This is a genomic window from Ewingella sp. CoE-038-23, from assembly GCF_040419245.1.
Lineage (GTDB): Bacteria > Pseudomonadota > Gammaproteobacteria > Enterobacterales > Enterobacteriaceae > Ewingella > Ewingella allii.
The window spans coordinates 13,757-39,736 of the sequence record NZ_JAZHOH010000002.1 but is presented as its reverse complement, the minus strand read 5'-3'; the positions used below and the strand labels follow the sequence as shown (position 1 = coordinate 39,736).

The window sequence follows — 25,980 nt, the reverse complement described above, 5'->3', positions numbered from 1 at the left end:
ATGCCACTTGAGGAGCCGAGTCTCTATGTTTGATTTTACTTCCGTGCTGCAGCAGTGGCCGCTATTGCTCAGTGGCACCCTGATCACGCTAGTCATGACGCTGATATCGACCTTCTTGGGTATTTGTCTGGGGATCGCCAGCGGCTGGGCGCGCGCTAACGGCCGCGGGGTATTACGGCTATTGGTGGCCTGCTATGTCGAACTGCTGCGCAACACGCCTTACGTGGTGCAGTTGTTCTTTATCTTTTTCGGCCTGCCGGTGCTGGGCATTCACTTGTCAGCCATCGAGGCCAGCACCCTGTCTCTGGTGCTCAACCTGGGGGCGTATAGCTCAGAGATCGTCCGCGCGGGGATCCAAAACACCCCCCGCAGCCAGATTGAAGCGGCGCAAAGTCTGGCGCTCAACCCTTGGCAAATCTTCACCCGCGTGGTGTTACCCCCGGCCCTTGGGCGCGTCTGGCCCAGCATGATCAGTCAGGTGGTTATCATCATGCTGGGGTCGGCGGTCTGTAGCCAAATCTCTACCGAGGAGCTGTCTTACGCCGCCAACCTGATTGCCAGCCGCTCTTTCCGCAACTTTGAGTCTTACATCGTGGCGACGGCGATCTACCTGCTGCTTGCCATCGCGGTGCGTCAGTTTCTTGGCTGGTTCGGCCCGCGCTTCATCTTTGGTCCACAAACAGGAAAAAGATCATGAGTGATTTCTCACTGTGGGACATCTATCGCAACCTGCTGCTGGCGCTGCGCTGGACCGTCGGGCTGTCGCTGATTGCCTTTATTGGCGGCGGCCTTGTCGGCGCCATCCTGCTGGTCATGCGCCTGTCCCATCGCCGCTGGCTGCAAATCCTCGTGGTGATTTACGTCAACCTGTTTCAGGGCACACCACTGCTGATGCAGCTGTTTTTGACCTACTTTGGACTGGCGCTGTTTGGCATTGATACCACCCCGCTGGTGGCCGCCAGCCTCTGTTTAACCCTCTACGCCAGCGCCTATCTGACCGATATCTGGCGCGGCAGCGTGGAGAGCATTTCCAAGCAGCAGTGGGAGGCGTCGGCCAGTTTGGCGCTCTCTTTCGGCGAACAGCTGCGCTACGTGATATTGCCGCAGGCGGTGCGCGTGGCCATCGCTCCCACCGTGGGCTTTATGGTGCAGGCGGTGAAGGCCACGGCGCTGGCCTCGGTGATCGGCTTTGTCGAGCTAACGCGCTCTGGGCAGATTATTGCTAACGCCACCTTCTCACCATTTTTGGTCTACGGCAGCGTGGCGCTGCTTTATTTCATCCTCTGTTTTCCGCTCTCGCTGTGGAGCCGGTATCTCGAAAAACAAGTAATGCGTGGAGCTGATAACCATGACCGAAATTAACCACACCGAGGCCGGGTTTGCGGTCGTTGATATCACCGGTTTGCACAAACGCTTTGGCGACAATGAGGTGCTGAAGGGCATTGATCTGAAGATCAAACGCAAAGAAGTGGTGTGCATTTTGGGCAAAAGCGGCTCGGGCAAAAGCACCCTGCTGCGCTGCATTAACGGGCTGGAGAGCTTTCACCAGGGCACGTTAACCGTCGACGGCCAGGCCTTGCGCCATGACGACCCGGCCGCCATGCGCGAGCTGCGCCAAAACGTCGGCATGATTTTCCAGAGCTTCAACCTGTTCCCGCATCTCACCGTGGGTCGCAACATCATGCTGGCCCCGACGCTGGTCAAAAAACTGCAAAAAGAGTCGGCGGAGCGCGCCGCGCGAACACTGCTGGCCCGCGTCGGTCTGGAGGAAAAATTTGATATGTGGCCCGCCAGCCTCTCCGGGGGCCAGCAGCAGCGCGTGGCGATTGCCCGTGCGCTGGCGATGAACCCGGAGGTACTACTGTGTGACGAAATCACCTCGGCGCTCGATCCCGAGCTGGTGGGCGAAGTGCTACAAGTGATTGAAACCCTCGCCGAAGAGGGCATGACCATCATCATGGTGACTCATGAAATGAACTTTGCGCGCAAAGTCAGCGATCGCATCGTCTTTATGCATCAGGGGAAAGTTCACGAAGTGGGCACCCCTGACCAAATTTTCAACGCACCTCAGACGCCGGAGCTTAAGCAGTTCCTTGCCTAACTTCGGCAGCAGCGTTACGCAATTTTACGGGGCATTCCCCCACCTTGAGTCCAACACCTTAATTCAGTAAACCAGGAGAAAAGCATCATGGCACATACCCGTATTCGCCCGTTTAACACCAAAGTCACCTACCCTGAACAGAATCTGGATAATGATTTATGTCAGGCCGTGGTCGCCGGAAATATGGTGTTTTTGCGCGGTCAGATTGGTCAAGACCTTGATACCCGCGAGTCGGTTGGCAAGGGCGACGTCGCGGCACAAACCGAACAAGCGATGTACAACATTAACATGCTGTTAGAAGAGTCGGGCAGCAAGCTGGAAGACATCTGCAAAATCACCGTATACCTCACCGATGTGCGCTACCGCGAGACGGTTTACAACATCATGGGCCGCTGGTTGAAAGGGGTTTTCCCGGTCTCTACCGGCCTGATGATCACCTCGCTGGCGCGCCCTGAGTGGTGGGTTGAGATTGACGTTATCGCTGTAAAATCATAAGGAAAGAATGATGCAGACCGTGGTAGATATCCTGTCTAAATTGGTGAGTTTTAACACCATTAGCCTGCAGTCTAATCTGGCGATGATTGACTATATCGACACCTATCTGGCCGATTATGGCATCGCGGCTCGCCGGGTTTATAGCGAAGACGGTCTGCGCGCCAACCTTTACGCCACCATTGGCAATCCTCATCGTGGGGGGATCTGCTTTTCAGGCCACTCCGACGTGGTCCCGGTCGAAGGCCAGCCGTGGTCGCAAGACCCCTTTGTGCTGACCGCCCGCGATGGCCGCCTCTATGGTCGCGGCAGCGCCGACATGAAAGGCTACTTGGCCTGCGTGCTGGCGCTGGTGCCCGAATTTATTGAAGCCACGCGCCACCCGGGCGCCGCACCGGTACACATTGCGGTCAGCTACGATGAAGAGATCGGCTGCGTCGGCGTACGCGGCCTGCTGGATGAGTTATCGCGCGACGCCGTGCGCCCGAGTGGTTGCATCGTCGGTGAGCCGACCCTGATGAAAGTCGCCACGGCGCATAAAGGCAAAAGCGCGTGGCGCTGCGCGGTGCACGGGCAGGCAGCCCACTCCTCTCAGCCCGATTTGGGGGTGAATGCGATTGAAATCGCCGCCGAGCTGGTGACCTTTTTGCGCCAGCAGGGCAAAGGCTGGCAGCAGGAAACTGGCGACGCGCGCTACGATCCGCCGTGGTCCACGGTGCAGGTCGGCACCATTAAAGGCGGCACCGCCGTCAACGTGGTGCCGGACCACTGTGAGTTCGATTTTGAAATTCGCGCCTTGCCCGGCTCTCCCCACCAGCAGCTGCCCCAAACCTTGCAGCAATGGGCGAGCCAAGAGTTGCTCCCCGATATGCGCCGCGTCAGCCCCGACACCGATATTCACCTGTCGCAGCAAGTCGAATATCCAGGGTTGCAAGACGATCAATCGATGGACGCTCTCAAGCAACAATGCGCCAGCGCGCTGCCCCAGCACGACTTCGAATCCGTGGCTTTTGGCACCGAAGCCGGGCTGTTCCAGCAGGCTGGCATCCCTACCGTGATTTGCGGCCCCGGCTCCATTACTCAGGCGCACAAGGCCGACGAATATATCGAGCTGTCACAGCTAGAACTCTGCCTGACCTTTTTACGCAAGATGGTTAGTGGCGGCAGCCTGTAACCCCGCAGCCAGCTGCTCTTTATTGAGCGGCACGCAGTAGACTGGCGTTCCGGCTTCGAAACGCCATCCTTCCTCCAACGCCCCGGCGTCTACCACGTCAAAACCGAACTCGTCGAGCAGCGCCGTGACGATGACCTTGCCCTGCGCGTCATCACCGGCAATCGGCAAAGCGCGGCGTTCGGCAGCGGAAGCAGGCAGACCGTCACTCAGCAAATCATCCATTCTGATGGCGTTAAAGGCTTTGATCACCCGCGACTCGGGCAAATGCTTTGCCAACATTTCGCTGGTGGTGGTCTGGTGCTGGTCAAGTTCAGGGATGCGCCCATCGCGATCCGGATAGTAGTTGTTGGCATCAATCACCACTTTGCCCACCAGCGGCGCGGCGGGCACGCTGCGATAGGCCTCTAATGGAATGGCGATCACCACCACGTCGCCGAACTCGGCCGCCTGCTGCGGGGTTCCTGCCTCGCACTGGGTGGTGCGGGTTAAGGTAAATAATGTTTTGGGATCCCGCGAATTGCTCAACATCACCTGATGTCCCGCCGCTAAGGCCAGCTTGCTGATAGCCCGACCCACAAACCCTGCCCCAATAATGCCTATCTTCATGTTCTTCTCTCCAAGGTTGATGACAGAGTGAGCATGATTGATATAGATTCGAAGATAAATGGCCGTTTAAATTGATAACTAACAACCCAGAGTGGTGAATCATGGACAGACTGACCAGCATGAGCGTGTTTGTGAAATCAGCCGATTTAGGCTCTTTCGCCGCGACGGCGGACGCGCTGGAGATGTCGCCGCAAATGGTGGCGAAGCACATCGCCGCGTTGGAAGCGCAGCTCGGCATTACCTTGCTCAACCGCACCACCCGCCGCCAGCAGCTGACCGACGTCGGCCGCGCCTACTATGAACGCTGCAAGCGCGTGTTGTCCGAGGTCGAAGCCGCAGACTCGCTGGCGCTGGACATGCAAACTCATCCGAAAGGCATTTTGAAAGTCAGCGCGCCCATCACCTTCGGCGCTTTTACCATGCCCGCCTTTGTCACCCGTTTTCTGGCCCAGCACCCGGACATGCAGATAGACCTCTCCCTTGACGATCGCTACGTGGATCCTTTGGAAGAAGGCATTGAAGTAATTATTCGGCTGGGAGATTTGGTGGATTCGTCGCTGATTGCCCGCCGGCTCAGGCCTTACAGGCTCATCGCCTGCGCCTCACCGGGCTATCTGGCAAAGCGCGGCACGCCGGAAACGCTGGACGATTTGGCTCATCACGACTGCCTGCACTATGGCTCTTCCCCTGCCTCGCAGCCCTGCCGCTGGCTGTTTAGCCGCGACGGGAAAACGCAGGAAGTACATATCGAAGGGCGTTTTCACTGCAATAATTGGAATGCCTTACTGCACGCGGCGATCAGCGGCTTTGGCATTACGCTCGGCCCGGAAATCGTGCTGGAGAGTGAAGTCAAAGCAGGCCGACTGGTTCAGGTGTTAACCCAATACCAATGCCCGGCCCGCCCGATGCATATCGTCTATCCGCCCACTCGCCGACCAACGGCCAAACTCCGCAGCTTTGTGGATGCCATGGTGGCGGAGTTCGGCAATGAGTAAGCAAGACGCAGGGCTTTTCGCTGAAAACAGTTACTCTTTTTCGACTTGCAGTGACTCGCCAATGGCATAGAAGTTGCCGCCAGCGATGTAGTGCAAACTGCGGAAGTCCGGATCGGAGCTTCCAAACGCCCAGTGGCCGTTTTTGAATACCCGCGTGTCGGCCCATGCGCCAATCACTTCGCCAATAAACAGGTCGTGGGCCTGCTGGTTGTGCGGCTCATTGATTAACCGGCACGATAACCACGCCGAGCAACCTTCAACAAAGGGGCCGTCGTGGCCTTCAATGCTGAACAGCTGCACGCCGGTTTTTACCAATTTATCCGGCTCGGTAAACAGGCTGCTGCGGCCTAAATCATAAGTCAGTTGCAACTGAGCCACGGTAGGAACCTGCAACACAAAGGTGCCGCTCTTTTCGATCAGCTCACGGGTTTTAGTGATTTTATCCAGCACCACCATCACTTTTGACGGGGTGAAGTCCAGCGCGCACGACCAGGCGGCGGTCATCACGTTATCCACCCCGCCGTGGCTGCCAGACACCAACACCGTCGGTCCATGATTGAGTAAGCGGTATGATTTTTCTAATTCTACTGGCGCAATAAATTCGTTCATCTAGGTCCCTTGGCGGCTATTTGCAGTTCGTTCGGCGGCATAACAATAGCAAAAGTCAGTAGCGGAGAAGAACATATGAGTGAGAGAAAAGTTAAATTGCGGTGCAGCGTCCACAGAGGCAACTCATGGCTGGACTGATAAGAAAAAATGAAGGAATTTTGCAACAGAAATGAAAAAGCCCCAGCGATATTTGCCGGGGCTTTTATGGTACTACAGTGTTAGTAATTAACATTAATCAACTTATAACTTAATACTACTTCAAATGATGTACATAGCTTCACAGGATATATTGGTCACTCTTGTACTGCCGTCCTCCTATAATAAAATGGAATAAAGCATCAATCCTGTGTCATTTACCGGTTTCTCTGTTCGAAATAGAGGATCCGATAAGTACATCGCCCACGCGATATATACTCTTTGATGCGTTGCCTTACTTTCATCGCGACATTCTCGATCTCATACTTTCGTACCCAAATCGCGAACATTACTTTTAACAACAAGGCCTTACATCATCGCGCATTCCCATGCGTGCGATTGTACAAATTAACTACGTGGCTTGAAATCTTCATCACTCGAATTGGTTTTCATTCCTCTCCGCAGTGAATCTCCCATACAACAGTATTTCGTGGCCCGTATCGCACTCTGTTTTATAGAGTATTTAAAACTCTCTATATAACGATGAAGGAGGGGTAAGAAATACTTGTTACTTCAAACTTCGCTTCACCGTTAAGTTCCAATCTACTCGTTCTTAGCGAGGTGTCAACACTGTATTTAAGAACATGTTTTTATTCTCAGCTATACCCAAAAATTAAATCAAATTTTTGATATTTCCCACTTTTTCTATCAAGTCTTCAAGTGGTTGAAAAAGCGGCTGTGGTAATTGGTCACAATTAAACCAGTGCCAGCCTTCGCACTTCTCTGGCTCGGTGTTAATCGGCTCGCCCTGCTCAGGTTTGGATTGCGCAACACAAAACAGCGTCACATAGTGTTTTTGCTCGAGAGTGAAAATATCGTTAACCCAAGGGCCGGGATGCACTACCTCGAGTTGCAAGCCTGTTTCTTCTAAAGCTTCTCTCCGGGCGCACAGTTCTGGCGTTTCGCCAAACTCTAAATGGCCGCCGGGAGCAGACCAAAAACCGGCACCGTGACTACCTTTTCTGCGGCCCAGCAACAATTTCCCCTCGCGGAAAATCAGTACGCCGACGCCGATTCTGGGCATTAAACTCATCATTTCTCTCCGTTAACTTCGCTTTGCTGGTCACCATTTTTTCACCTCCAACATAGTTCTCAGCGAGGGGTTTGCCAATCAGGCCCGCCGCTTTCACCAAAAATAACGTCTGAGTTGCAACGTTGCGCACAAGTCGGCTAAGATACAGAACATATACGATTCATATATAAACCATATATTGCGAGAATCCCGATGGGCATTATCAAAATCTCAGAAATGATGCATGAGAACCTGCGTATCGCCAGCATGGCCTTTACCCGTTCAATGAATGCTCAGGCCGAGCATTGGATGAAAGTCGGCATGCTGATGGAAATGCATCCAGACCTTTCTCACCGTGATATCTGCCAGCTATTGGTAAAAGCCAGCACGGAATCGAACGAGCAGTTCGATGGCATAAAGACACTACTTAATGATGGCGTGACAACAAGGAAGAGCACCAATGAGCAATAATTCGTTTATAAAATCTCCTGAAGGCATCGCCAAGGCGCGCGCCGCCGGGCATCTGGCCGCGCGCGTGCTGCAAATGATTGAACCCCATGTTCAGCCCGGCGTCACCACCGACTATCTGGATGCCCTGTGTCATGACTTTATCGTCAACGAGCTGGGCGCGATCCCGGCCAACATTGGTTATCAGGGCTATACCAAAACCACCTGCATTTCGGTGAATCACGTGATTTGCCACGGTATTCCTTCAGATAAAGTGTTGAAAAAGGGCGATATCGTCAACGTGGACGTGGCGCTGATCAAAGACGGTTGGTATGGCGACACCAGCCGGATGTTCTACGCCGATGAACCTTCGATCCTCGCCCGCCGCCTGGTGGATACAACGCTCGAAGCCATGCACGCCGGTATTGACGTCGTCCGGCCGGGCGCGACGCTGGGTGACGTTGGTTTTGCGATTGCCGCCGTTGCCAGACGTGAAGGATTTAGCGTGGTGGAAGAGTATTGTGGCCACGGCATCGGGCAGGGCTACCATGAAGACCCGCAGGTGCTGCACTACGGCCAGAAAGGCCAAGGCCTGGTGCTGAAAGAAGGCATGCTGTTCACCATCGAGCCGATGATCAACGCCGGCCAGCGCTACTCAAAATTGTTAAAAGACGGATGGACCGTAGTGACTAAAGACCACTCCCTCTCGGCGCAGTGGGAACACATGGTGCTGGTCACTAAAGACGGGCATGAGATCCTCACTCCATGGCCATAAAAATTAAGGCCCATTGATTTGGGCCTTTCTTGACCTATTTTGTCCTTTTTTGTATTTTAAGGACATGCATACATTCCTGATCATTGTCCCCGAAGGGGGCATGCTGTTCGAACCGACCGGCATCGCCGACATCCTGATGCAAGCTAATCGCTTGAGGCCCAAGGATTCTCCTCATCCGCCCTATCAGGTCGAAATTGCCACCACCCAGTCGCATCGCGTCATTCACGGCATGTCCGGTTTGAATCTGTTGGCCGACCATCGGCTGGCAGATCTTGACCCCGCATTGCCGCGCGACACCGTAATGATCACCGGCAAAGGCTCGACTCCTGAAGAATCCGCACTGGTCGCCAACTGGATCAGCCGCGCCGCGCCTCATGCCAAAAGAGTGGTATCGATTTGCGGCGGCGCGCTGCTGCTGGCAGAGGCGGGCCTGCTCGACGGACGTCGCGCCACCACCCACTGGCGGCAGCTGGATAACCTGCAAAATAGCTATCCCAAAGTGCTGGTCGAGAAAGGGCCGATTTATCTGCAAGACGGCAATGTCTGGACCTCGGCGGGCGTCAGCTCGGGCTTTGATCTCACACTGGCACTGGTGGAAGATGACCACAGCTTCACCCTGGCGCGCGACGTCGCACAGGATCTGGTGATGTTCCTGCGTCGTCCCGGCGGGCAGTCGCAGTTCAGCCGTTTCCTGCTCAGCCAGTCCAATACCCCCGGCCCTATCCGCGACCTGCAAAGCTGGATCCTGCAAAATCTTTCCGGCGACCTGTCGGTGGAAAAACTGGCCGAGCGCGTCGCCATGAGTCCGCGCAACTTTACCCGCGTCTTCACCCGAGAAACCGGCAGCAGCCCGGCGAAATACGTCGAGGAAGTGCGTCTCGACGTGGCCCGTCAGCACCTTGAGCAAAGCTCAGACAAAATAGAACAGATCGCCGCCATAACCGGATTTGGCAATAGCCTGAACCTGCGCCGGGTATTCGAACGCAATCTGCAACTCACGCCGTCTGATTACCGCGAACGCTTCTACGCGCGTAACATGGCTTAAATTGATTCTTATTTGTCATTTACGCCAACTTGCCAAAGCACTATTTTGAAACCAGACAACTCACCAAGGAGTACATCATGGTCAAAGTAGGCATTAACGGTTTTGGTCGTATTGGTAGAAACGTTCTGCGCGCCGCGCTCGGCCGCAGCGATTTTCAAGTCGTGGCCATCAACGACCTGACCGACAGCAAAACCCTCGCGCACCTTCTTAAATATGACTCACTGCAGGGCACCCTCGCGGCCGATGTCGAAGCTTCCGAAGGCCAGCTGAAAGTGAATGGCAACGCGATCCGCGTTTTCTCTGAGCGCGATCCGGGTGCAATACCATGGAGCAGCGTTGGCGTCGAACTGGTCATTGAATCCACCGGCTTCTTCACCGAAAAAGCCAAAGCCGAAGTGCACATCACCAAAGGCGGCGCCAAGCGCGTGATCCTCTCCGCGCCGGGCAAAGACGATGACATCACCGTGGTAATGGGCGTTAACCATGAAAAATATGACCCGGCGCAGCACAAAATTGTCAGCAACGGCAGCTGCACTACCAACGGTCTGGCCCCGGCGGCGCAGGTCCTGCATCAAAGCTTCGGCATTGAGCACGGCCTGATGAACACCACTCATGCCTACACCAACAGTCAGGCACTGCATGACCAGCCGGAGAAAGACCTGCGCGGCGCACGTGCGGCGGCGCTGTCGATTGTTCCTTACTCCAGCGGCGCGGCCAAAGCCTTGGGTAAAGTCATTCCTGAGCTGGACGGACGCCTGACCGGCTACTCACTGCGCGTGCCGGTGCCAGTGGTTTCCATCGTTGACCTGACCGTGACGCTAAAACGCGATGTGACTGCTGAAGAAGTGAATAACGCCTTCCGCAAAGCCGCAGAATCCGGTCCACTGAAAGGGATTTTGGGCTACAGCGATGAGCCGCTGGTGTCGAGCGATTATCAGGGTGATGCGCGCTCATCGATTATCGACGGGCTGTCCACGCTGGTGATTGGCGGCAATCTGGTGAAGATCCTCGCGTGGTATGACAACGAATGGGCCTTCTCAAACCGTCTGGTGGATTTAGCCGTGCTGATGGACCAGCGAGGTTTGTAATCCAGCGTGAAGAACAGTTCTGGCCCGCCATTGTGCGGGCCTTTTGCTAACTGTAAAACCATCCATTTTTAGCGATCTTCTTGGCCGCAATTACGTCTCACCAGTTCCCGTAGGGGTAGGTTTTGCCTTTGATGAAATCTGGCGTCTCACCGTAATATTTGTACCCATTTGGATGCTTGGTAATGCCTTTACAGATTTCCAAATTCTCACCTGTAAGCGTTTTTAAAGTTGAGGGTGTAACACGGTAATTGGGTTCAGTTCCTATCCCTCGGAGCCAAACAGCAACCTTCCCTTCAGGGGCTAAACCTATTTGCACGGTGTCATAATAAGCTGTGTTACCTACATAATCTTTTAATTCACTGGGTCTAGACATTTTGTCCTGAATTGATTGGGGAAATGAAATGTGAGTTTCATAAACCTTTTTATCAATGATCGAGTCCCAACAAAATATCATAAGCTTGGGCGGGGCTTTGATCCTATTCCAGTGCCCACCGGGTGCTCTTGATTGATCATTCCACTTATCAATAACCTTATCTAGAGACGCAGTACTGTCTAATGTGTTGAATCGATAATCTATCTGATTAATATCAAGAATTGCGACAAAGGTGACGAGGGCAGGCAACGCCTTGGGAGTGAAAAAATTAAAGCGCCACTCCCTAGCTTTAGTCGGGGTATCTTCTAGATTTGTGGCATGGCAGCCCATTACTGTTAGTAGTGGCAGCAAAACTGCCAGACGTGTTATTTCCATATATCTCTATCATCCATTTTAAGCGACCCTCTTGGCCGCAATTACGTCTCACCAATTCCCGTAGGGATAGGTTTTTCCTTTGATGAAATCTGGCGTCTCGCCATAATATTTGTAGCCATTTGGATGCTTGGTAATGCCTTTGCAGATATCTAGCTGCTCGCCGGAGAGTGTTTTTATAGATGAAGGTGTAACGCGGTAATTGGGATAATTACCCACATCTTGCAGCCAGACCGTCACTTTTCCTTCAGGTGCCAAACCTATAATCATGGTGTCGTAATAGACCTCTGTTCCACGCCGATTTTTATGATCCGCAGGGGTGATCATTTTTTCCCAAACAGATTGTGGGAAGCTTATCGATGTTTCATATACCTTCATATCGATAACTGAGTCCCAGCAAAACACCATAGCTTTAGGCGGATGCTTGGCTTTATTCCATGTCACCGACGAACGACGAATATGCTGACTCCATTTACCTACACTGTCTGGGTTATCCTGAGTTCCATCGAGCGTGTTGAATTGATAAACAATATCGTCGGTATCAAGAATGGACGCGAAAGTCACTAGCGAGGGCAATGCCTTTGGGGTAACAAAACTAAATCTCCACTCGCCGTACGGCAGCGAGAACGGGTTGGAGGCATCAGGACGAGTATTACCAGCAGTAGCTTGGCAACCTACTAGTGTCAAAGCCAATAAGCTTGCGGCCAGACGTGTTATTTCCATATACCTTTACCATCCATTTTAAGCGGCTCTCTTGGCCGCAATTACGTCTCACCAATTCCCATAGGGGTAAGTTTTGCCTTTGATGAAATCTTTTATGTCTTGATCATATCCATATGAAAAATCACTATCGGTGATTCCTTTGCAAATATTTAGCTGGTCACCGGAAAGGGTTTTTAGAGTTGAGGGCGTAACACGGTAATTAGGCTCAGTTCCTATCCCCCGCAGCCAAACAGCAACCTTCCCTTCAGGGGCTAAACCAATTTGCATAGTGTCATAATAAGCTGTGTTACCTGCATAATCCTTTAATTCACTGGGTCTAGACATTTTGTCCTGAATTGATTGGGGAAAAGAGATGTGAGTTTCATAAACCTTTTTATCAATGATCGAGTCCCAGCAAAATATCATAACCTCAGGAGGAGCTTTGATCCTATTCCAATGCCCACCGGGTGCTCTTGATTGATCATTCCACTTACCAATAACCTTATCTAGAGACGCAGTACTATCTAAGGTGTTGAATCGATAATCAATCTGATTAATATCAAGAATTGCAACAAAGGTAACGAGTGCAGGTAGCGCCTTGGGAGTGAAAAAATTAAAGCGCCACTCCCTAGCTTTGGGCGGGTTATCTTCAAGATTTGTAGCATGGCAGCCCATTATTGTTAGTAGTGGCAGCAAAACTGCCAGACGTGTTATTTCCATATTTTTTTTCCATCCATATTGTAAGCCGTCCGGCACCACTGTTCGTCTGGACGATTGGTAAAATTGACTAGCTTCGCAGGCTTCACAGCCCCAATTGGTAGACCTTGTTCATCTTTAATTACGCTATTCCAGTTGGCTGAACAGTGAAGGTATTTTTTGGCTAATACGTTAAGTTCCGGCGAAGTAAAAACATAGCGTGTTTCACCGTTACGCACTGCTTTACCAAGACGCAAAGCCTTCTGGCATAATGCATCGAGTTCTATCGGTAGTCTTAGTTTTAAATTTGTTTCCCGTATAGGATCGAATTTCACCCCCGCCTCTTGTGCAGCATCTAGCATCACTCGTAAGGATACTTTTGACCAGTCATTGTAGGTGGTTCGGTCGAGAATCAGCGCCGCAGCGCTTCGTTTTTGTAACCTGCCGTAATGGTCAGCTGGCATCCTGTCGTCATGCCAAGTTTTAACGTCGATTTCGACATTCTGACAAATTGAATTAATGGCCGGAAACTGATTCATCTCTTTAAGCTGTTGCACTGTTTGCTGATAAACCCTTGTCTGAGTATCGTCAGTTGAGAAGGGAACGGTTTCAAACTGCGGTCTACTCAGAAAATAGGCTTCATGCTCCACCGGATTATAACCCCCTCCTATATCGGAATGGGCTCCGGGTAACTCTACTTCTGGCCATGCGGGTTTCACACTGTTGAGCGCAAAGTTAAATCGGCACTCGTGCTGGGCAGTAATGTGAAAGACTTTTTCTGCTACACCGGGGCGCAGTGCAATATTCACATCGCCTGTATCCGCTGTATGAGGGTTAAAACCATTTTCGGGCGTGCCGATGGCGGCTACGGTATCAAAAATGCCAATAAACCGGGTTTTACCTCCCGGAGTGCCGCTGAATTCAACATTGCCTAATCCCGCTTTTATCGCGGCAATAATTTGAGGGTCTTGCGAGAACACGCGATTGGCAAAATGCCGAGCTGCGGCGGCACCACGGCTAAAGCCAAAGATATCGAATTGCAATTCTTTAATAATGCAAAAACGCGCATCTGGATTGTTGTAGAAATAATCATTAAAGCCATCAATTAACATTCTTACAGCTTTATCGGTCTTTTTAACTACTCCAGTATCGCCAGTTCCTGTGCCCATACCATAGGTACTATCACCTTCGCCTGTTTCAGTTCCAATTCCTTCAATATAAATTGCATGCTGACCATAACCGGTATCCACGGTGATTTTTTGGTTATATAAGGTATTAAGCCAGTGCACATTCGTATAGTAACCGAGATGGCTCCCAGCAGAAGTGCCGCTGTAACCACGTTTTATTTGGATACAACGCGCGTAAGTTGATGTTGCATCCTGATTATTCATCTCATAATGCTCTGCATTACATGCCTTGAGACGCGCGTCGGTATTGTTGGCATTATTCCCCGTACCATCAAAGAACACGCCGAGGGTTAGGGTAATTTCGCGTTTCGGTTTCTTTGCAGCCTGTCCGCGCTGCTCCGGATCTGCGCTTGTGCTCTTTGCCGCCGTTTCTTCGCCGATGAATTCATAGGTGTCATTCACCATTGATGGAATAAATTCTGCATTGCATGGGCAGCTACTTCTACTGTGCAGCGTACCGGCAAATTTGCGGCCGTTAATGGTGTCATGGGGAATGTGCCCCACAATGATGTAAGTGCCGGGGTGCTTGCCGCAGCTAACCCTATCCTCTTCCCTTGCCACCGCTCTGCCAAACAGCGTGTGGGTAAAATCCCCTTCAAGAATGATACCGCCACAGGTGGTTTCGTCCTCGACGACCAGATAATAACCTATTGTCATTAGCGCATCCTCCAAGGCGGAGTGAAGCTTGAAACAAGGTTTTTTGCCGCCGAATTGGGGTCGTTGAGCCGCAGGCTATGAGAAAGAGGCTGATAAACTGAAGGGCCAGATTGAACGATTTTCAGCCAATGTGCAGGAGTGCTCCTGCTGTGACGCAGCGTATCCATATTAATTTCCTTTTTTATATGGTTATTCCGCGCTCATTTTACCCATGGCTAGCGTTTCGCCAAAGGTTACTTTTCATTATTGAGTTACAGGGGGTTTCCCCACTAAGATTTCCTGTCAGCGCGCCGTAATATCTGGCCCGGCGGCGAGAAGCTGGCGGGTGGGAGGATGACATAGCGCCGCGTCGATTAAGCAAGATGAAGGCCAGAGAATATATCCTATATCCTCTGGTTGGAATGTCGGCAAACTCTGGACTTAGGCTGGTTTAAGATAAGCTAGAACTAACCCTTTTTGCTCGATTTTACTTAAACCAGCACACCCAAACTCGCGGCGTCAAAGTCGTGCAGTTGGTCCTGATTGCCGTTGCGGATTTTGCTGACCCAGTGCGGGTCGCTGAGCAGCGCGCGGCCGACGGCGATTAAGTCGAACTCGTCGCGTTCCAGGCGTTGTAGCAGGTTGTCGAGGCTGGCGGGCTGCGCGCCTTCGCCAGTGAAGGAGCCCATAAAGTCATTCGACAGGCCGACCGAGCCGACGCTGATGGTCGCAGCGCCTGTCAATTTCTTGGCCCAACCCGCGAAGTTCAGACCGGACTCCCCATCAATCTCAGGGAACTCTGGCTCCCAGAATCGGCGCTGCGAGCAGTGCAATATATCCACGCCCGCCTCGACCAGCGGAAGCAGCCAGTCGGTCATTTCATCAGGGGTAGTCGTCAGGCGGAAGGCATAGTCCTGCTGCTTCCACTGGCTGACGCGCAGGATCAGCGGGAAGTCTGGCCCTACGGCCTCGCGCATGGCTTTCACTACCTCGGCGGCGAAGCGAGAACGCTGTTTTAGCGTCGCGCCGCCGAAGCTGTCGGTGCGCAGGTTAGTCGCCGCCCAGAAGAATTGGTCGATGAGATAGCCGTGCGCGCCGTGGATTTCGGCGACGTCAAAACCTAAGCGTTTGGCGTCTGCGGCGGCCTTAGCGAAAGCAGCGATGGTATCGGCAATCGCCTCTTCGCTCATGATCTCTCCACGCGGCTGGCCCGGCCCAATCAGCCCTGAAGGGCTTTCTACCGGCTCGTCGGGTACCCATTCGGTCATAAAGCTGGCAACGGAGCCGGTATGCCACAGCTGCGGCCCCATCTTGCCTCCGGCGGCGTGAACCTCGTCAATCACCTTTTTCCAGCCTGCCAGCGCCTCTTCGCCGTGGAAGAAAGGGATATTGGCATCATTGCGCGACGCCGGGCGGTCAATCACCGTCCCTTCGGACAGAATTAATCCGACATCCGCCGCCGCGCGGCGCTGATAGTAAGCCGCCACGTTATCGCCCGGCACGCCGTTGGGCGAGAAAGAGCGGGTCATCGGCGCCATCACAATACGGTTTTTTAACGTCAGGTTTTTTAACTGGAAAGGCTTAAATAGGGCATCTACATTCGCTTGGCTCATGATTGAATTCTCTCTATGTGGTTAGCAAAGCTGAGGGTATATTATGTATACCTAGTGTCAATCAGGCACCAAAACGCTACCAGGTATCGTTAAGGAAACCACTGTGTCGATTCAAAAAGCCCCCTGTGCAACCAAGGATTGCCCGCACCGACTGCTGTTGGACCAGATTGCGGATAAATGGTCCGTGCTGATCCTCAGCGCCCTGTGCGAGCAGCCGTTACGATTTAATACAATTAAGCGCCAGTTAGATGGCATTACTCAGAAGGCGCTGACGCAAAGCCTGCGTAGACTTCAGCGCAACGGGATTGTGGATCGCAAGGTGATCACCGCCTCGCCTATCGCGGTGGAATACCACATCACCCCCTTGGGACGCACATTGAAAGAGCCGTTCGGCGCGCTCTTCAACTGGACGATCAGCTATCTGCCCGAGGTGGAAAAAGCCCGGCAGAAATTCGATTTAAATGCCGAAGAAGAGTAAAAATGCCACTTTATCAGCCCTATTCATTGGCTGTATTTGTTCGATTTATGCAACAAATCGTCAACCAGATGAGGGTTTATCTCGCATTTTGAATCTAATAAAGTGCGCATATGACGGATGACGAGAGAAAGGCGCGATGCAAGACTTTAAATTACTGTATATTTTTGACCCACTTTGCGGCTGGTGTTACGCCAGCGCGCCAGCATTAGCCAGCCTCGCGGCGGCCTTTCCACAGCAGTTAGAGTTGATGCCAAGCGGCCTGTTCTCAGATACCGGGGCGCGAGAGATGTCACCGTCATTGGCCACCCATGCGTGGACCAACGATCAGCGCATTGAGTCACTGACGGGTCAGGTATTTAGCGAAAAATACTTTAATCAGATCCTGATGAGCACGGATAGGCGTTTTGATTCTCAGGCGATGAACCGCGCGCTGACGGCCATTCGCCAGCTCGACGCCACATTAGAAACACAAGTTTTGCATCACTTACAGCACGAGCGTTATGTGAACGGGCAAGACACTTCGGCTCCCCAAGTGGTTGCCAACATTGCCGCGCAGCACGTGCAGGCGGCGGGTTATGAGCTAGATGCCAGCGACTTTGCCCTGCGTCTGGCTCACGACGAAGCGCTGGCTGAACAAACTCATCGGCGAACCCAGACCACCCAGGCGCTGATGGATAAATTGGCAGTCAGAGGCGTACCGCTGTTGCTGGTGCAGGCGGGCGATCGTTATGAGCAGATCAGCGGCAAACCCCTTTATGTTGACCCGCAGGCGCTGGTCGCTGCCATCAATGAGAAAGTGAGAACCGCCGCCCGTTAATTAGGCCGATTTCGCCGGGTACTGCTCGTCAGTGACTTTCTCCAGCCACTCGACCGGGCTGCCGTTGAGTGATTCAGCAATGGCGATATGCGTCATTGCTGTCTCACTGGTTGCCCCGTGCCAGTGTTTCACCCCTTCAGGTATCCAGACAATATCCCCCGGATGTATCTCTTCCACCTCGTGACCCCATTTTTGAACCCAGCCACGGCCTTGGGTGACAATCAGCGTCTGGCCTAAGGGATGGGTATGCCACGCGGTGCGTGCGCCGGGTTCAAAAGTCACCGTCGCCCCACCAACCCGCGCCGGTTCGGTCGCCTGAAAAGGGGCGTCAATCCGCACTTTGCCGGTAAAATAGTCTGCCGGACCGGCCTTCGATTGCTGTGAACCGTTGCGTAAAATCTTCATGCTTTGCTCCTGAAAGGTGTCTTCTAAAAGAGGCCGTACTGATGTGATTCAACGTTACAGAGATCCATTGCCCGCGACTAGGCCGCAAATCTGCAAACGGCTATGAGCCTAATTCATCAATATCGCACAGGCCGTTGGCGCGGATTAATGAGGAAAACTCATAAGCTCATACCGATTATGGCAACTAATCAAATAATCACTCCACCTCTACACTGCTGTTATCCCCCCTAAGGAGTGAGCACAGTGAAAACACGTAAACTAGGTAATAGCCAACTTGAAGTCTCATCCATCGGCCTTGGCTGCATGGGATTAAGCTACGGCTATGGCCCGGCCACTGAAAAAAACCACGCTATTGCCCTTATTCGCTCAGCCTTCGAGCAAGGCGTGACGCTGTTTGATACGGCGGAGGCCTATGGCCCGTACATTAATGAACAACTGTTGGGAGAAGCCGTCGCGCCGTTTCGCCAGAAAGTTGCTATCGCCACTAAGTTTGGATTTGAGTTTGACGGCAAAGGCGGGCAAAGCGGCATGAACAGCCGCCCTGAGCATATTCGGGCCGTGGCCGAGGCGGCGTTAAAACGGTTGAATACCGATGTTATCGACCTCTTTTACCAGCACCGCGTCGACCCACAGGTGCCGATTGAAGAGGTCGCAGGAACGGTAAAAGAGCTCATTCAGGAAGGTAAGGTGAAGCATTTTGGCCTGTCCGAAGCCAGCGCGCAGACCATTCGCCGTGCTCACGCCGTTCAACCAGTGACCGCGTTGCAAAGTGAGTATTCGCTATGGTGGCGCGAACCGGAGGCGGAAATCTTGCCAACTCTGGAAGAGCTGGGCATTGGCTTTATCCCCTTCAGCCCGCTGGGCAAGGGCTTCCTGACGGGTGCAATAAATCAGGACACCACCTTCGATAGCAGCGATTTTCGCAATATTGTGCCGCGCTTTTCTGTAGAAGCGCGCAAGGCCAATCAGGCGCTGGTGGCTCTGCTCGAGCAAATCGCTCAACAAAAAGGGGCAACGCCGGCGCAAATCGCCCTGTCGTGGCTACTGGCGCAAAAGCCGTGGATTGTCCCTATTCCGGGGACCACCAAGCTCTCTCGTCTGCACGAGAATTTAGCCAGCGCGGACATTGAACTGACTCAGGAAGAGCTGGGTAATATTGAGAAAGTGCTGGCAAGCGTGACGGTAGAAGGGGCGCGTTACCCTGAGCATTTGCAGAAACGCGTCGGCAATTAAGCCGATTGCTATCATCAGAGGGAGAGTGCCGCAGCGGGCGCTTTCCCTGCTGCTTTAGGCTTTATAACGCAGCGCGTCCACCAGCAGCGCGAAGGCCGAGGTGTGCTGCCGACGGCTCGGGTAGTAGAGATAATAGCCGGGAAACTCCGGGCACCAGTCCTGCAAAAACTCCACCAGCTCACCGCTTTTCAGCTCTTCTCGCACATTGTCTTCCGGCACCAGCGCCATGCCAAATCCTGCTAGCACCGCCTTCTTGATTTGCGCATTGGAATTGAGGATCAGCTGCCCATCAACCCTGACGCGCAGCGGCCGCCCTGCTTTTTCAAACTCCCAGGCGTAAATCCCGCCCAGCGTGGGCAGGCGCAAATTGATGCAGCTATGCTGCTGCAGATCATGGGGCGTCAGTGGCGCAGTTTTCCCAGCGATATAAGATGGCGTGGCGACCACCGCCATGCGGAAATCTGGCCCAATGCGCACGGCAATCATATCTTTGGCGACCTGCTCGCCAAGGCGAATTCCGGCGTCAAAGCGATCGCTGACAATGTCCCGCAGGCCATAATCGATGGTAACTTCCACCTTGATGTCCGGGTAATCCGGCAGAAATTTTTCCAGCTTCGGCCACAGCACAGTATTCGCCGCGTGTTCTGCCGCCGTGATGCGAATAGTGCCGGCGGGCTTATCTTTTAGCTCGGTGATAGCCGTCAGCTCGTCTTCGATTTCCGCAAGGCGCGGCGCGACTCTCTCTAAAAGCTGCTGGCCCGCCTCGGTGGGCGCAACGCTGCGCGTGGTGCGAGTGAGCAGGCGAACGCCCAAGCGCTCTTCCAAACCGCGAATAGCATGACTCAGGGCCGATTGCGAAACGCCCAACTTTGCCGCAGCGCGGGTGAAGCTCTGCTCTTTAGCCACCACGGAAAACGCAATCAGGTCGTTAATATTTGCTCGCAACATTAATGATTTCTCTTCATAAATTCATTTAAATTATACGTGCTGGAGAAATGCCTGCCCAGCGCGTATCTTTTAGAGTGAAATCAAGCACTCCCCCAGCTAATCAAATGAGGCAACCTGCGTAGATGAATAATCCCGTTTCGCTGATCGGTCAGAAAATCCGCCTTCGCCCCCTGACAGAACAAGATGCCGATGCCCTGCTGCTTGCCGCCTCTGACGGTGAATTGTGGAATATGCAATTGACCCATATTCCGTCGCCAGATACTGTCGCGCAGTACATCAATATCGCGATCACCGGTCGCAATGCGGGCACGGTGCTGCCGTTCGTGATTGAAGAGATTGCCAGCGGCAAGCCGATTGGCTCGACCCGCCTGTGGAAGATTGATACTCAAAATCGTAAGTTGGAAATCGGCCACACTTGGCTGTCCGTGTCTTGGCAGAGAACTTACGCCAACACCGAAGCCAAGCTGTTGCTGCTCACCCATGCTTTCGAGGTGATGAACTGCGTGCGGGTGCAGTTCACCACGGATGAACTGAATGAGAAGTCGCGTAACGCCATTTTACGCTTGGGTGCCAAGCAGGAAGGGATTGTGCGCCACGAGCGCATCATGCCCAACGGCCGTAAACGCAACTCGGTGCGATTTAGCATTATTGATGAGGAATGGCCTGAGGTCCGCGGCAATCTGCAAAGCAAATTGCAGAATTTTGGCGCGGTTGGCGAATGAATCTGCTCGGCTTCGCGCTGGCTATTCTGCCCGTGGCCCTCTCGCCGGGGGCCAGTTTTACCTTAGCAATGAACAACACCGTTCAGCATGGAATGCGCGGCACGGGAAGGATTATTCTCGGCACACTGCTCGGTATTTATACCCATGCACTGCTGGCCGGGCTTGGCATCACGCAGCTGATTGCCGCCTATCCTGCCTTGATGAATACCATCAAAATCATCGGCACGGCGTATCTTATCTATTTAGCGATTCGGCTGATCCGCAGTGGCCTGAACGCCAAGGATTTGGCTTTCACCTCCGGCAGTCGTTCAACCGGCATCAAAGAGGCCTATTTAGCCAACGTGCTGAATATTAAAGCCATAATGCTGTATCTCACCGTGGTGCCCGCCTTCGCGGGCGGTGGCGCAACCCCGTGGAGTTATCTGGTGTTGGCGTCGATTCACGTCGCGGTGATGGCCCTGTGGTTACTCTTCGCCGGACAGATGCTGATCCGCTCCGCAGCCAAAATCAGCACCCGCAAACTGAAGAAAGTGATCGACATCGGCGGCGGCACGTTATTGCTGATTTTTACGATTTGGCCTTATTTGGCTTGGTAACTGTACTGCTTTCTGCTGGCTAAAAGTTGATGGGTTATTTTCTCAATCTCAGCGACATCCTTAAAAGCCGAGGCGCGCAGTGCTAAATTCCACTTACTCAGCGTTCTTGCATTCGCCACCAGAGACTCATTCCCTACCAGACGCCCATTTCTCTCAAGCCACAAAGCCACCTCGGCCCAGTCCCACAGGGGAGATTGCCCTTTAATACGCTGGATTGGGCAAGGGAAATCGCCGCCTCCGCGCGAGCCGTCTTTGAGCAAGGCGATGGCTTGACGCGTCATGCCGGTCAGTTCTGCAATATCACTTAACCCGACCAGAGCAGAATCCACGGATTCCACAACTGCGCCTATGCCTGCCGATTCCACATCTCCAACCGCAGAGGCGATAGCGGCGTCGAGCGACTCAGCTTCTCGGTCGAAATCAAGATAAACCGAGCGACCAAAGGCGCTGATTAGCGCATCATCACAGTTGCTGCGGTAAAGCGCGTCTTCCAAACCTTCAGTTTGATAGGTCACGCCAGAGAGCATAAGAGTGAAATTGTAGAGCGGCATAAGACCTCCAGAGGTCAAAAAGGGCGAAGTTCTCGCCCTCACTACGATATGCAATTAAGAGCAGCGGTTTACCATGCGCACTATTTGGTGAGCGTGGTTTGCAGCACTTTTCGGCGTCGACCATATACTCATTGCATGGTCCCGATGGTCACATAAGGGATTTCCGCAGCGCAACTTACAAAAACAGTGCGCCGAGCTACCCGGTGCCACCCAAACCCAGCCTCGTGTTAAGGCATATTCAATGGCTGCTTGAATATGTTTATTAGGACGTGCCTTCATTGGCCTCCGATGAATGTACTTTAAACACAGTGTTGACATCAGTCAACGCTCATTCACGTTCTTTCCTTACTGGTTCTCATCCAATTCATTAACGCATAGCGCAATCCCCCTTTGCTTGCGCTGGGGCAGCCTATAAGATCTCAGGTGTCACCCGGGAGAGTGGTTTTACTTTTAAGAGCAGTGCAAGCTGGTGATCACGCCCTTCTCATCAGCCATGATATTCAAACGCTCAGGATTGAAGTCCATGGTTACCGCCGTGCCCGGCGTGATGAGGCGCATAGGTTTGGCGAAGCGCATGCCGTCCAGCGTAGAGGAAGGTTTGCCGATTAAATATTTAAAAGATGCCGCGTTACAGGTGTCCGGCTGTTGTACAGCGTCCTCCTGCTTTGCGGTTTCCGCGTGGTTTTGACAGGCAGTCAGTGCGAAAGTAGCCAGAGAAGCGACGAGCAATAGTTTGATTTTCATTATAAAAGACCCAAGGTTTGAAAAAATAAATTCACCCAATGAATTTAGACATACACATTGGCGCAGTCCATAGGAAAATCCATGAAAAGTTCTGGTGAAATGCCGTATCACTGAACTAGTTCACAATGTACATTTGGTGAGTTATGCACTATATTGCGGCGCTTAACGCGATATTCCACCGGCGAATTGCCGTGGAAATAACATTTTATAGCGCTCTGTTTTTGCATAAGGAACCGCACCATGGCGACGCAGTCCGTCGACACTTCCTCCCGTTCTGTGATGGGTGGCGCAATGATTATTGGCGGCACCATCATTGGCGCAGGCATGTTTTCTCTTCCCGTCGTGATGTCCGGTGCCTGGTTTTTCTGGTCAGTGGCCGCGCTGGTTTTCACCTGGTTCTGCATGCTGCACTCGGGTTTGATGATCCTTGAAGCCAACCTGAATTACCCTATTGGCTCCAGTTTCAATACCGTGACCAAAGACCTGCTGGGCAACGCGTGGAATCGCATCAACGGCATCACCATCGCCTTCGTGCTATACATTCTGACCTACGCCTATATCTCGGCCAGCGGCTCGGTGATCCAGCATACCTTGCGCGAAATGTCCGTCAGCTTCTCCCCGCGTCTGGGCGGCCTGCTCACCGCGCTGGCGGTGGCCTTTATTGTCTGGCTGAGTACTCGCGCGGTAAGCCGCATGACGGCCATCGTGCTGGGTGCCAAAATTATCGCCTTCTTCCTGACGTTCGGCAGTTTGCTGTGGCACATCAAGCCGGTCAATCTGCTCAATAGTGTGGAAGTGAACCCCAGCTACCTGCCTTACCTCTTAGCCACGCTGCCCTTCTGTCTGGCGTCGTTTGGCTATCACGGCAATGTGCCGAGCCTGATGAAGTACTACGGTAAGGACCCGAAAACCATCCAGAAGTGCGTGCTGCTCGGCACCCTGATGGCGCTGGGTCTGTACGTGATTTGGATGCTTGGCACCATGGGCAATATCCCCCGCCCTGAGTTTATCGGCATCGCCGAGCGCGGCGGCAATATTGACGTGTTGGTGCAGTCGCTGAGCCAAGTGCTGAACAGCGCCGGGCTGGATTTACTGCTGACCATCTTCTCCAACTTCGCCGTGGCCTGTTCCTTCCTTGGGGTGACGCTGGGGCTGTTTGACTATTTGGCCGACCTGTTCAAGTTTGATGACAGCAAAACCGGACGCTTTAAAACCGCGCTGATCACCTTCGTCCCGCCAATCATTGGCGGCGTGATCTACCCTGACGGCTTTATCTACGCCATAGGATTCGCCGGTTTAGCGGCAACCGTCTGGGCGGTGATTGTCCCGGCGCTGATGGCCAGAGCCTCGCGCCAGCGTTTTGGCAGCCCGCGTTATCGCGTCTGGGGTGGCAAGGCGATGATTGTTTTAGTGCTGCTGTTTGGCGTGCTCAACGCCACGGTGCATATCCTCTCCAGCCTCAACTGGCTGCCGGTATACCGTTAAAAGTAGTTTACTGTCGGCCATAAAAAACCGCCTTTATCGGCGGTTTTTTTGATTAAATGCTCAACCACGGCAGCTTATAGCCAGCGTTTAAACCACGCGGTTTGCTCGGCGACTACCGGCGTGAAGTGCTCGCCAGAGTAGAAGTCGTAGTGCTTCGCGCCCTGCTCAACGTAGAGCTTTTTCTCGGCAGTGGTCAGCGCGTGGTACAGGTCGATGCCCTGCTCCGGCGGGTTAACCTTGTCCTGCTCGGCAACCATCACCAGCACCGGACAGGTGACTTTGGCGGCGTGGTCGGCGGGCTTGTAGCGCAGGGTTTCGCGCACGGTCAGGAATGGGATCTTGATATCCATCGCTGGATACTGGGTTTTATTCTCTTCGAAGAAGGCTTTGGACTCGTCGTCGCTCAGCACTTTAGTGATGGAAACCATCATCTCTTTGCCGGTGGCCAACTTCTTATCATTCATTTTTTCCAGCGTGGCGATAAAGCCCGCCTTATCTTCCGGCGACATCGTCCCGGTCACCACGTTTTCACCGTCGGCGAAGCCCAGCTGGCTCACCACGGCTTTCACGCGATCACCCGCCTGCGCGGCGGCAGCCATCACGTGGCAGCCACCAAAGCTGGTGCCCCACAGGCCAATGCGCTGGCTGTCGATGATGCTTTCGTCTTGCAGCGTGCCAAGCACGGTGAGGATATCGGCTATCTGCATTTCAGGCACTAAACGGCCTTTCTCGCCGCCGCTGGCACCAAAGCCGCGATAGTCGAAGGTGACGGCGGCAAAGCCCGCGTCAACAAAGGCTTTCACGAATGCAGGCAAGAGGATTTCCTGAATACCGCAAAAGCCGTGGCAAAGAAGAATGGCGGGTAAATTTTCACCGGTTTGGGGTGCATGAAGCGTAACAGCGATGTCGTCTGCGGTTTTATATTTTGAAATTTTCACCTGAACTACCTTATTGGTACGAAAGGAGCCCGTTGTATATCAACAAAATTAGCTTGGAAACAAGAGGCTAATTCTGACTTGATTACTACAGAATATTTCATCAACCGCCCAACCCTGCCGATTAACCGGCAAACACCCCACGCCCTTCCAGACAATCATCAATCACCTGCAACACGGCTTCCTCGCTATTCAAACCCGCGCGAAATTTGGCGTGAGTAAACACCGCAGGCTGGCCGTTTTGCATCGCGAAGCCATAACCGGCGGTTTTCAGCATTTCTAAATCATTGCCGCCGTCGCCGAAGGCCATCACTTCGGCATCTTCCACGCCATAAATCGCCTGGATCTTCTTCAAACCGTTGGCCTTGTGGTTGCCCGGAATAATCAAATCCACTGAGCCGTGGCCGCTGGAAACCGGCGTGACGATGTCGCCCAGCGCCTGCTGCACCTCTTTCATCAACTGCGGCAAATGGTCTTGCGACATTTCCAAAGCAAACTTGAAAATCACGTCGTCAATCTGCCCGTAATCGCTGATGCGGTTGAGGCGGAAGTAGTAGCGGCTCATCTTCTTGAAGAAGGCATCGCCAAAGGAATTGAGCATGTACGCGCCGTTTCTGCCGCACACCACCACTTGCAGGTAATCAATCTGGCTGATGAAATCCAGCACCCGCGTTATCTGCTCTTGAGGCATCTGCCCGCAGTAAATCTGCTGCTGTTTGTCCACCACGTAGGCACCGTTTTCGGCGACATAGGCGATATCTTTATCCAGCTCATCGAAGAAGGTTTTTAACTGGTAATACTGGTTGCCGCTGGCGACCACAAACTTGATCCCCCTGCTCTGCAACTCGGCGTACTGCTGGGCAAAGCGCGGGCGATTGTAGTCGCCATGTTCATTCAAAAAGGTCCCGTCCATATCGACGGCGATAAGCTTAACTGCCATGTTAACTC

31 protein-coding genes are annotated in these 25,980 nt (G+C 53.1%); 16 read left to right on the top strand and 15 right to left on the bottom strand.

Annotation, left to right across the window (positions count from 1 at the left end):
* The first annotated feature begins 25 nt into the window (after positions 1-25).
* From V2154_RS22550 to argE, 5 genes are all read left to right on the top strand, one after another.
* Positions 26-697, top strand: a complete 672-nt coding sequence (locus V2154_RS22550; protein WP_353504097.1) for an amino acid ABC transporter permease — start codon at positions 26-28, stop codon at positions 695-697.
* Positions 694-1,362: an amino acid ABC transporter permease gene (locus tag V2154_RS22545; protein ID WP_353504096.1), complete on the top strand. Its 669-nt coding sequence runs from the start codon at positions 694-696 to the stop codon at positions 1,360-1,362. The genes V2154_RS22550 and V2154_RS22545 overlap by 4 nt, the downstream gene beginning before the upstream one ends.
* Positions 1,349-2,101, top strand: coding sequence for an amino acid ABC transporter ATP-binding protein (locus V2154_RS22540; protein ID WP_353504095.1), 753 nt, complete (start codon positions 1,349-1,351; stop codon positions 2,099-2,101). Before V2154_RS22545 ends, V2154_RS22540 begins: the two co-directional genes overlap by 14 nt.
* Positions 2,102-2,185: 84 nt before the next feature.
* Entirely contained in the window at positions 2,186-2,596 is a 411-nt protein-coding gene (locus V2154_RS22535; RefSeq protein ID WP_353504272.1) for a RidA family protein, read from the top strand.
* Positions 2,597-2,603: 7 nt separating this feature from the next.
* Positions 2,604-3,767 carry an acetylornithine deacetylase gene (gene argE, locus V2154_RS22530; RefSeq protein WP_353504094.1) on the top strand — a complete coding sequence of 388 codons (1,164 nt, stop codon included), beginning with the start codon at positions 2,604-2,606 and terminating at the stop codon, positions 3,765-3,767.
* Here argE and V2154_RS22525 read toward each other — a convergent pair.
* Positions 3,735-4,373 carry an NADPH-dependent F420 reductase gene (locus V2154_RS22525; RefSeq protein WP_353504093.1) on the bottom strand — a complete coding sequence of 213 codons (639 nt, stop codon included), beginning with the start codon at positions 4,371-4,373 and terminating at the stop codon, positions 3,735-3,737. The two genes, argE and V2154_RS22525, sit on opposite strands and share 33 nt — an antisense overlap.
* A gap of 101 nt (positions 4,374-4,474) precedes the next feature.
* On the opposite strand from V2154_RS22525, the gene V2154_RS22520 reads away from it, so the two are divergent.
* Positions 4,475-5,368 carry a LysR substrate-binding domain-containing protein gene (locus V2154_RS22520; RefSeq protein ID WP_353504092.1) on the top strand — a complete coding sequence of 298 codons (894 nt, stop codon included), beginning with the start codon at positions 4,475-4,477 and terminating at the stop codon, positions 5,366-5,368.
* A gap of 30 nt (positions 5,369-5,398) precedes the next feature.
* On the opposite strand, the gene V2154_RS22515 is transcribed toward V2154_RS22520, so the two are convergent.
* Positions 5,399-5,977: a flavin reductase family protein gene (locus V2154_RS22515; RefSeq protein ID WP_353504091.1), complete on the bottom strand. Its 579-nt coding sequence runs from the start codon at positions 5,975-5,977 to the stop codon at positions 5,399-5,401.
* Positions 5,978-6,785: 808 nt separating this feature from the next.
* Entirely contained in the window at positions 6,786-7,208 is a 423-nt protein-coding gene (locus tag V2154_RS22510; RefSeq protein WP_353504090.1) for a nucleotide triphosphate diphosphatase NUDT15, read from the bottom strand.
* A gap of 189 nt (positions 7,209-7,397) precedes the next feature.
* Between V2154_RS22510 and V2154_RS22505 the strand changes: the two genes are divergently transcribed.
* From V2154_RS22505 to gap, 4 genes are all read left to right on the top strand, one after another.
* Positions 7,398-7,655, top strand: a complete 258-nt coding sequence (locus tag V2154_RS22505; protein ID WP_353504089.1) for a ParD-like family protein — start codon at positions 7,398-7,400, stop codon at positions 7,653-7,655.
* Positions 7,645-8,406 carry a type I methionyl aminopeptidase gene (map, locus tag V2154_RS22500; protein ID WP_353504088.1) on the top strand — a complete coding sequence of 254 codons (762 nt, stop codon included), beginning with the start codon at positions 7,645-7,647 and terminating at the stop codon, positions 8,404-8,406. Before V2154_RS22505 ends, map begins: the two co-directional genes overlap by 11 nt.
* Positions 8,407-8,470: 64 nt before the next feature.
* The gene (locus V2154_RS22495; RefSeq protein ID WP_353504087.1) at positions 8,471-9,451 is read left to right on the top strand and encodes a GlxA family transcriptional regulator; all 981 of its coding nucleotides are present in this window, start codon (positions 8,471-8,473) and stop codon (positions 9,449-9,451) included.
* 77 nt (positions 9,452-9,528) lie between these two features.
* Positions 9,529-10,539: a type I glyceraldehyde-3-phosphate dehydrogenase gene (gene gap, locus V2154_RS22490; RefSeq protein WP_353504086.1), complete on the top strand. Its 1,011-nt coding sequence runs from the start codon at positions 9,529-9,531 to the stop codon at positions 10,537-10,539.
* Positions 10,540-10,636: 97 nt separating this feature from the next.
* Here gap and V2154_RS22485 read toward each other — a convergent pair whose 3' ends face one another.
* The 5 genes from V2154_RS22485 to V2154_RS22465 all read right to left on the bottom strand — a co-directional run bounded on the left by V2154_RS22485 (position 10,637) and on the right by V2154_RS22465 (position 16,118).
* On the bottom strand, positions 10,637-11,287 hold the full coding sequence (locus V2154_RS22485; RefSeq protein ID WP_353504085.1) for a DUF2931 family protein: 651 nt from the start codon (positions 11,285-11,287) through the stop codon (positions 10,637-10,639).
* A gap of 48 nt (positions 11,288-11,335) precedes the next feature.
* Complete coding sequence (locus tag V2154_RS22480) at positions 11,336-12,007, bottom strand: DUF2931 family protein (protein ID WP_353504084.1); 672 nt, start codon at positions 12,005-12,007, stop codon at positions 11,336-11,338.
* 48 nt (positions 12,008-12,055) lie between these two features.
* Complete coding sequence (locus V2154_RS22475; protein ID WP_353504083.1) at positions 12,056-12,706, bottom strand: DUF2931 family protein; 651 nt, start codon at positions 12,704-12,706, stop codon at positions 12,056-12,058.
* Complete coding sequence (locus V2154_RS22470; RefSeq protein ID WP_353504082.1) at positions 12,697-14,526, bottom strand: type VI secretion system family protein; 1,830 nt, start codon at positions 14,524-14,526, stop codon at positions 12,697-12,699. Before V2154_RS22470 ends, V2154_RS22475 begins: the two co-directional genes overlap by 10 nt.
* A 470-nt stretch (positions 14,527-14,996) precedes the next feature.
* Entirely contained in the window at positions 14,997-16,118 is a 1,122-nt protein-coding gene (locus V2154_RS22465) for an NADH:flavin oxidoreductase (RefSeq protein WP_353504081.1), read from the bottom strand.
* Between the two features lie 103 nt (positions 16,119-16,221).
* On the opposite strand from V2154_RS22465, the gene V2154_RS22460 reads away from it, so the two are divergent.
* Complete coding sequence (locus V2154_RS22460; RefSeq protein ID WP_353504080.1) at positions 16,222-16,596, top strand: winged helix-turn-helix transcriptional regulator; 375 nt, start codon at positions 16,222-16,224, stop codon at positions 16,594-16,596.
* Positions 16,597-16,732: 136 nt separating this feature from the next.
* Positions 16,733-17,413 carry a DsbA family protein gene (locus V2154_RS22455; protein ID WP_353504079.1) on the top strand — a complete coding sequence of 227 codons (681 nt, stop codon included), beginning with the start codon at positions 16,733-16,735 and terminating at the stop codon, positions 17,411-17,413.
* Here the strand turns inward: V2154_RS22455 and V2154_RS22450 are convergent, their stop codons facing one another.
* Positions 17,414-17,818: a (R)-mandelonitrile lyase gene (locus V2154_RS22450; RefSeq protein WP_353504078.1), complete on the bottom strand. Its 405-nt coding sequence runs from the start codon at positions 17,816-17,818 to the stop codon at positions 17,414-17,416.
* Positions 17,819-18,061: 243 nt separating this feature from the next.
* Between V2154_RS22450 and V2154_RS22445 the strand changes: the two genes are divergently transcribed.
* Entirely contained in the window at positions 18,062-19,051 is a 990-nt protein-coding gene (locus V2154_RS22445) for an aldo/keto reductase (protein WP_353504077.1), read from the top strand.
* A 54-nt stretch (positions 19,052-19,105) separates the two neighbouring features.
* Here the strand turns inward: V2154_RS22445 and V2154_RS22440 are convergent, their stop codons facing one another.
* Positions 19,106-19,999 carry a LysR family transcriptional regulator gene (locus V2154_RS22440; RefSeq protein WP_353504076.1) on the bottom strand — a complete coding sequence of 298 codons (894 nt, stop codon included), beginning with the start codon at positions 19,997-19,999 and terminating at the stop codon, positions 19,106-19,108.
* 122 nt (positions 20,000-20,121) lie between these two features.
* On the opposite strand from V2154_RS22440, the gene V2154_RS22435 reads away from it, so the two are divergent.
* Positions 20,122-20,721 carry a GNAT family N-acetyltransferase gene (locus tag V2154_RS22435; RefSeq protein WP_353504075.1) on the top strand — a complete coding sequence of 200 codons (600 nt, stop codon included), beginning with the start codon at positions 20,122-20,124 and terminating at the stop codon, positions 20,719-20,721.
* Positions 20,718-21,317, top strand: coding sequence for a LysE family translocator (locus V2154_RS22430; protein ID WP_353504074.1), 600 nt, complete (start codon positions 20,718-20,720; stop codon positions 21,315-21,317). The genes V2154_RS22435 and V2154_RS22430 overlap by 4 nt, the downstream gene beginning before the upstream one ends.
* On the opposite strand, the gene V2154_RS22425 is transcribed toward V2154_RS22430, so the two are convergent.
* The 3 genes from V2154_RS22425 to V2154_RS22415 all read right to left on the bottom strand — a co-directional run bounded on the left by V2154_RS22425 (position 21,302) and on the right by V2154_RS22415 (position 22,612).
* On the bottom strand, positions 21,302-21,868 hold the full coding sequence (locus V2154_RS22425) for a helix-turn-helix transcriptional regulator (protein WP_353504073.1): 567 nt from the start codon (positions 21,866-21,868) through the stop codon (positions 21,302-21,304). The two genes, V2154_RS22430 and V2154_RS22425, sit on opposite strands and share 16 nt — an antisense overlap.
* Before the next feature lie 54 nt (positions 21,869-21,922).
* Positions 21,923-22,147, bottom strand: coding sequence for a hypothetical protein (locus tag V2154_RS22420; RefSeq protein ID WP_353504072.1), 225 nt, complete (start codon positions 22,145-22,147; stop codon positions 21,923-21,925).
* Positions 22,148-22,318: 171 nt separating this feature from the next.
* On the bottom strand, positions 22,319-22,612 hold the full coding sequence (locus tag V2154_RS22415) for an I78 family peptidase inhibitor (RefSeq protein WP_353504071.1): 294 nt from the start codon (positions 22,610-22,612) through the stop codon (positions 22,319-22,321).
* Between the two features lie 240 nt (positions 22,613-22,852).
* On the opposite strand from V2154_RS22415, the gene mtr reads away from it, so the two are divergent.
* The gene (mtr, locus tag V2154_RS22410; protein WP_353504070.1) at positions 22,853-24,097 is read left to right on the top strand and encodes a tryptophan permease; all 1,245 of its coding nucleotides are present in this window, start codon (positions 22,853-22,855) and stop codon (positions 24,095-24,097) included.
* Positions 24,098-24,171: 74 nt separating this feature from the next.
* Here mtr and uilS read toward each other — a convergent pair whose 3' ends face one another.
* The gene (uilS, locus tag V2154_RS22405) at positions 24,172-25,035 is read right to left on the bottom strand and encodes a UilS family quorum-quenching N-acyl-homoserine lactonase (RefSeq protein ID WP_353504069.1); all 864 of its coding nucleotides are present in this window, start codon (positions 25,033-25,035) and stop codon (positions 24,172-24,174) included.
* Between the two features lie 121 nt (positions 25,036-25,156).
* Positions 25,157-25,972: a Cof-type HAD-IIB family hydrolase gene (locus V2154_RS22400; protein ID WP_353504068.1), complete on the bottom strand. Its 816-nt coding sequence runs from the start codon at positions 25,970-25,972 to the stop codon at positions 25,157-25,159.
* Positions 25,973-25,980: the final 8 nt, after the last annotated feature.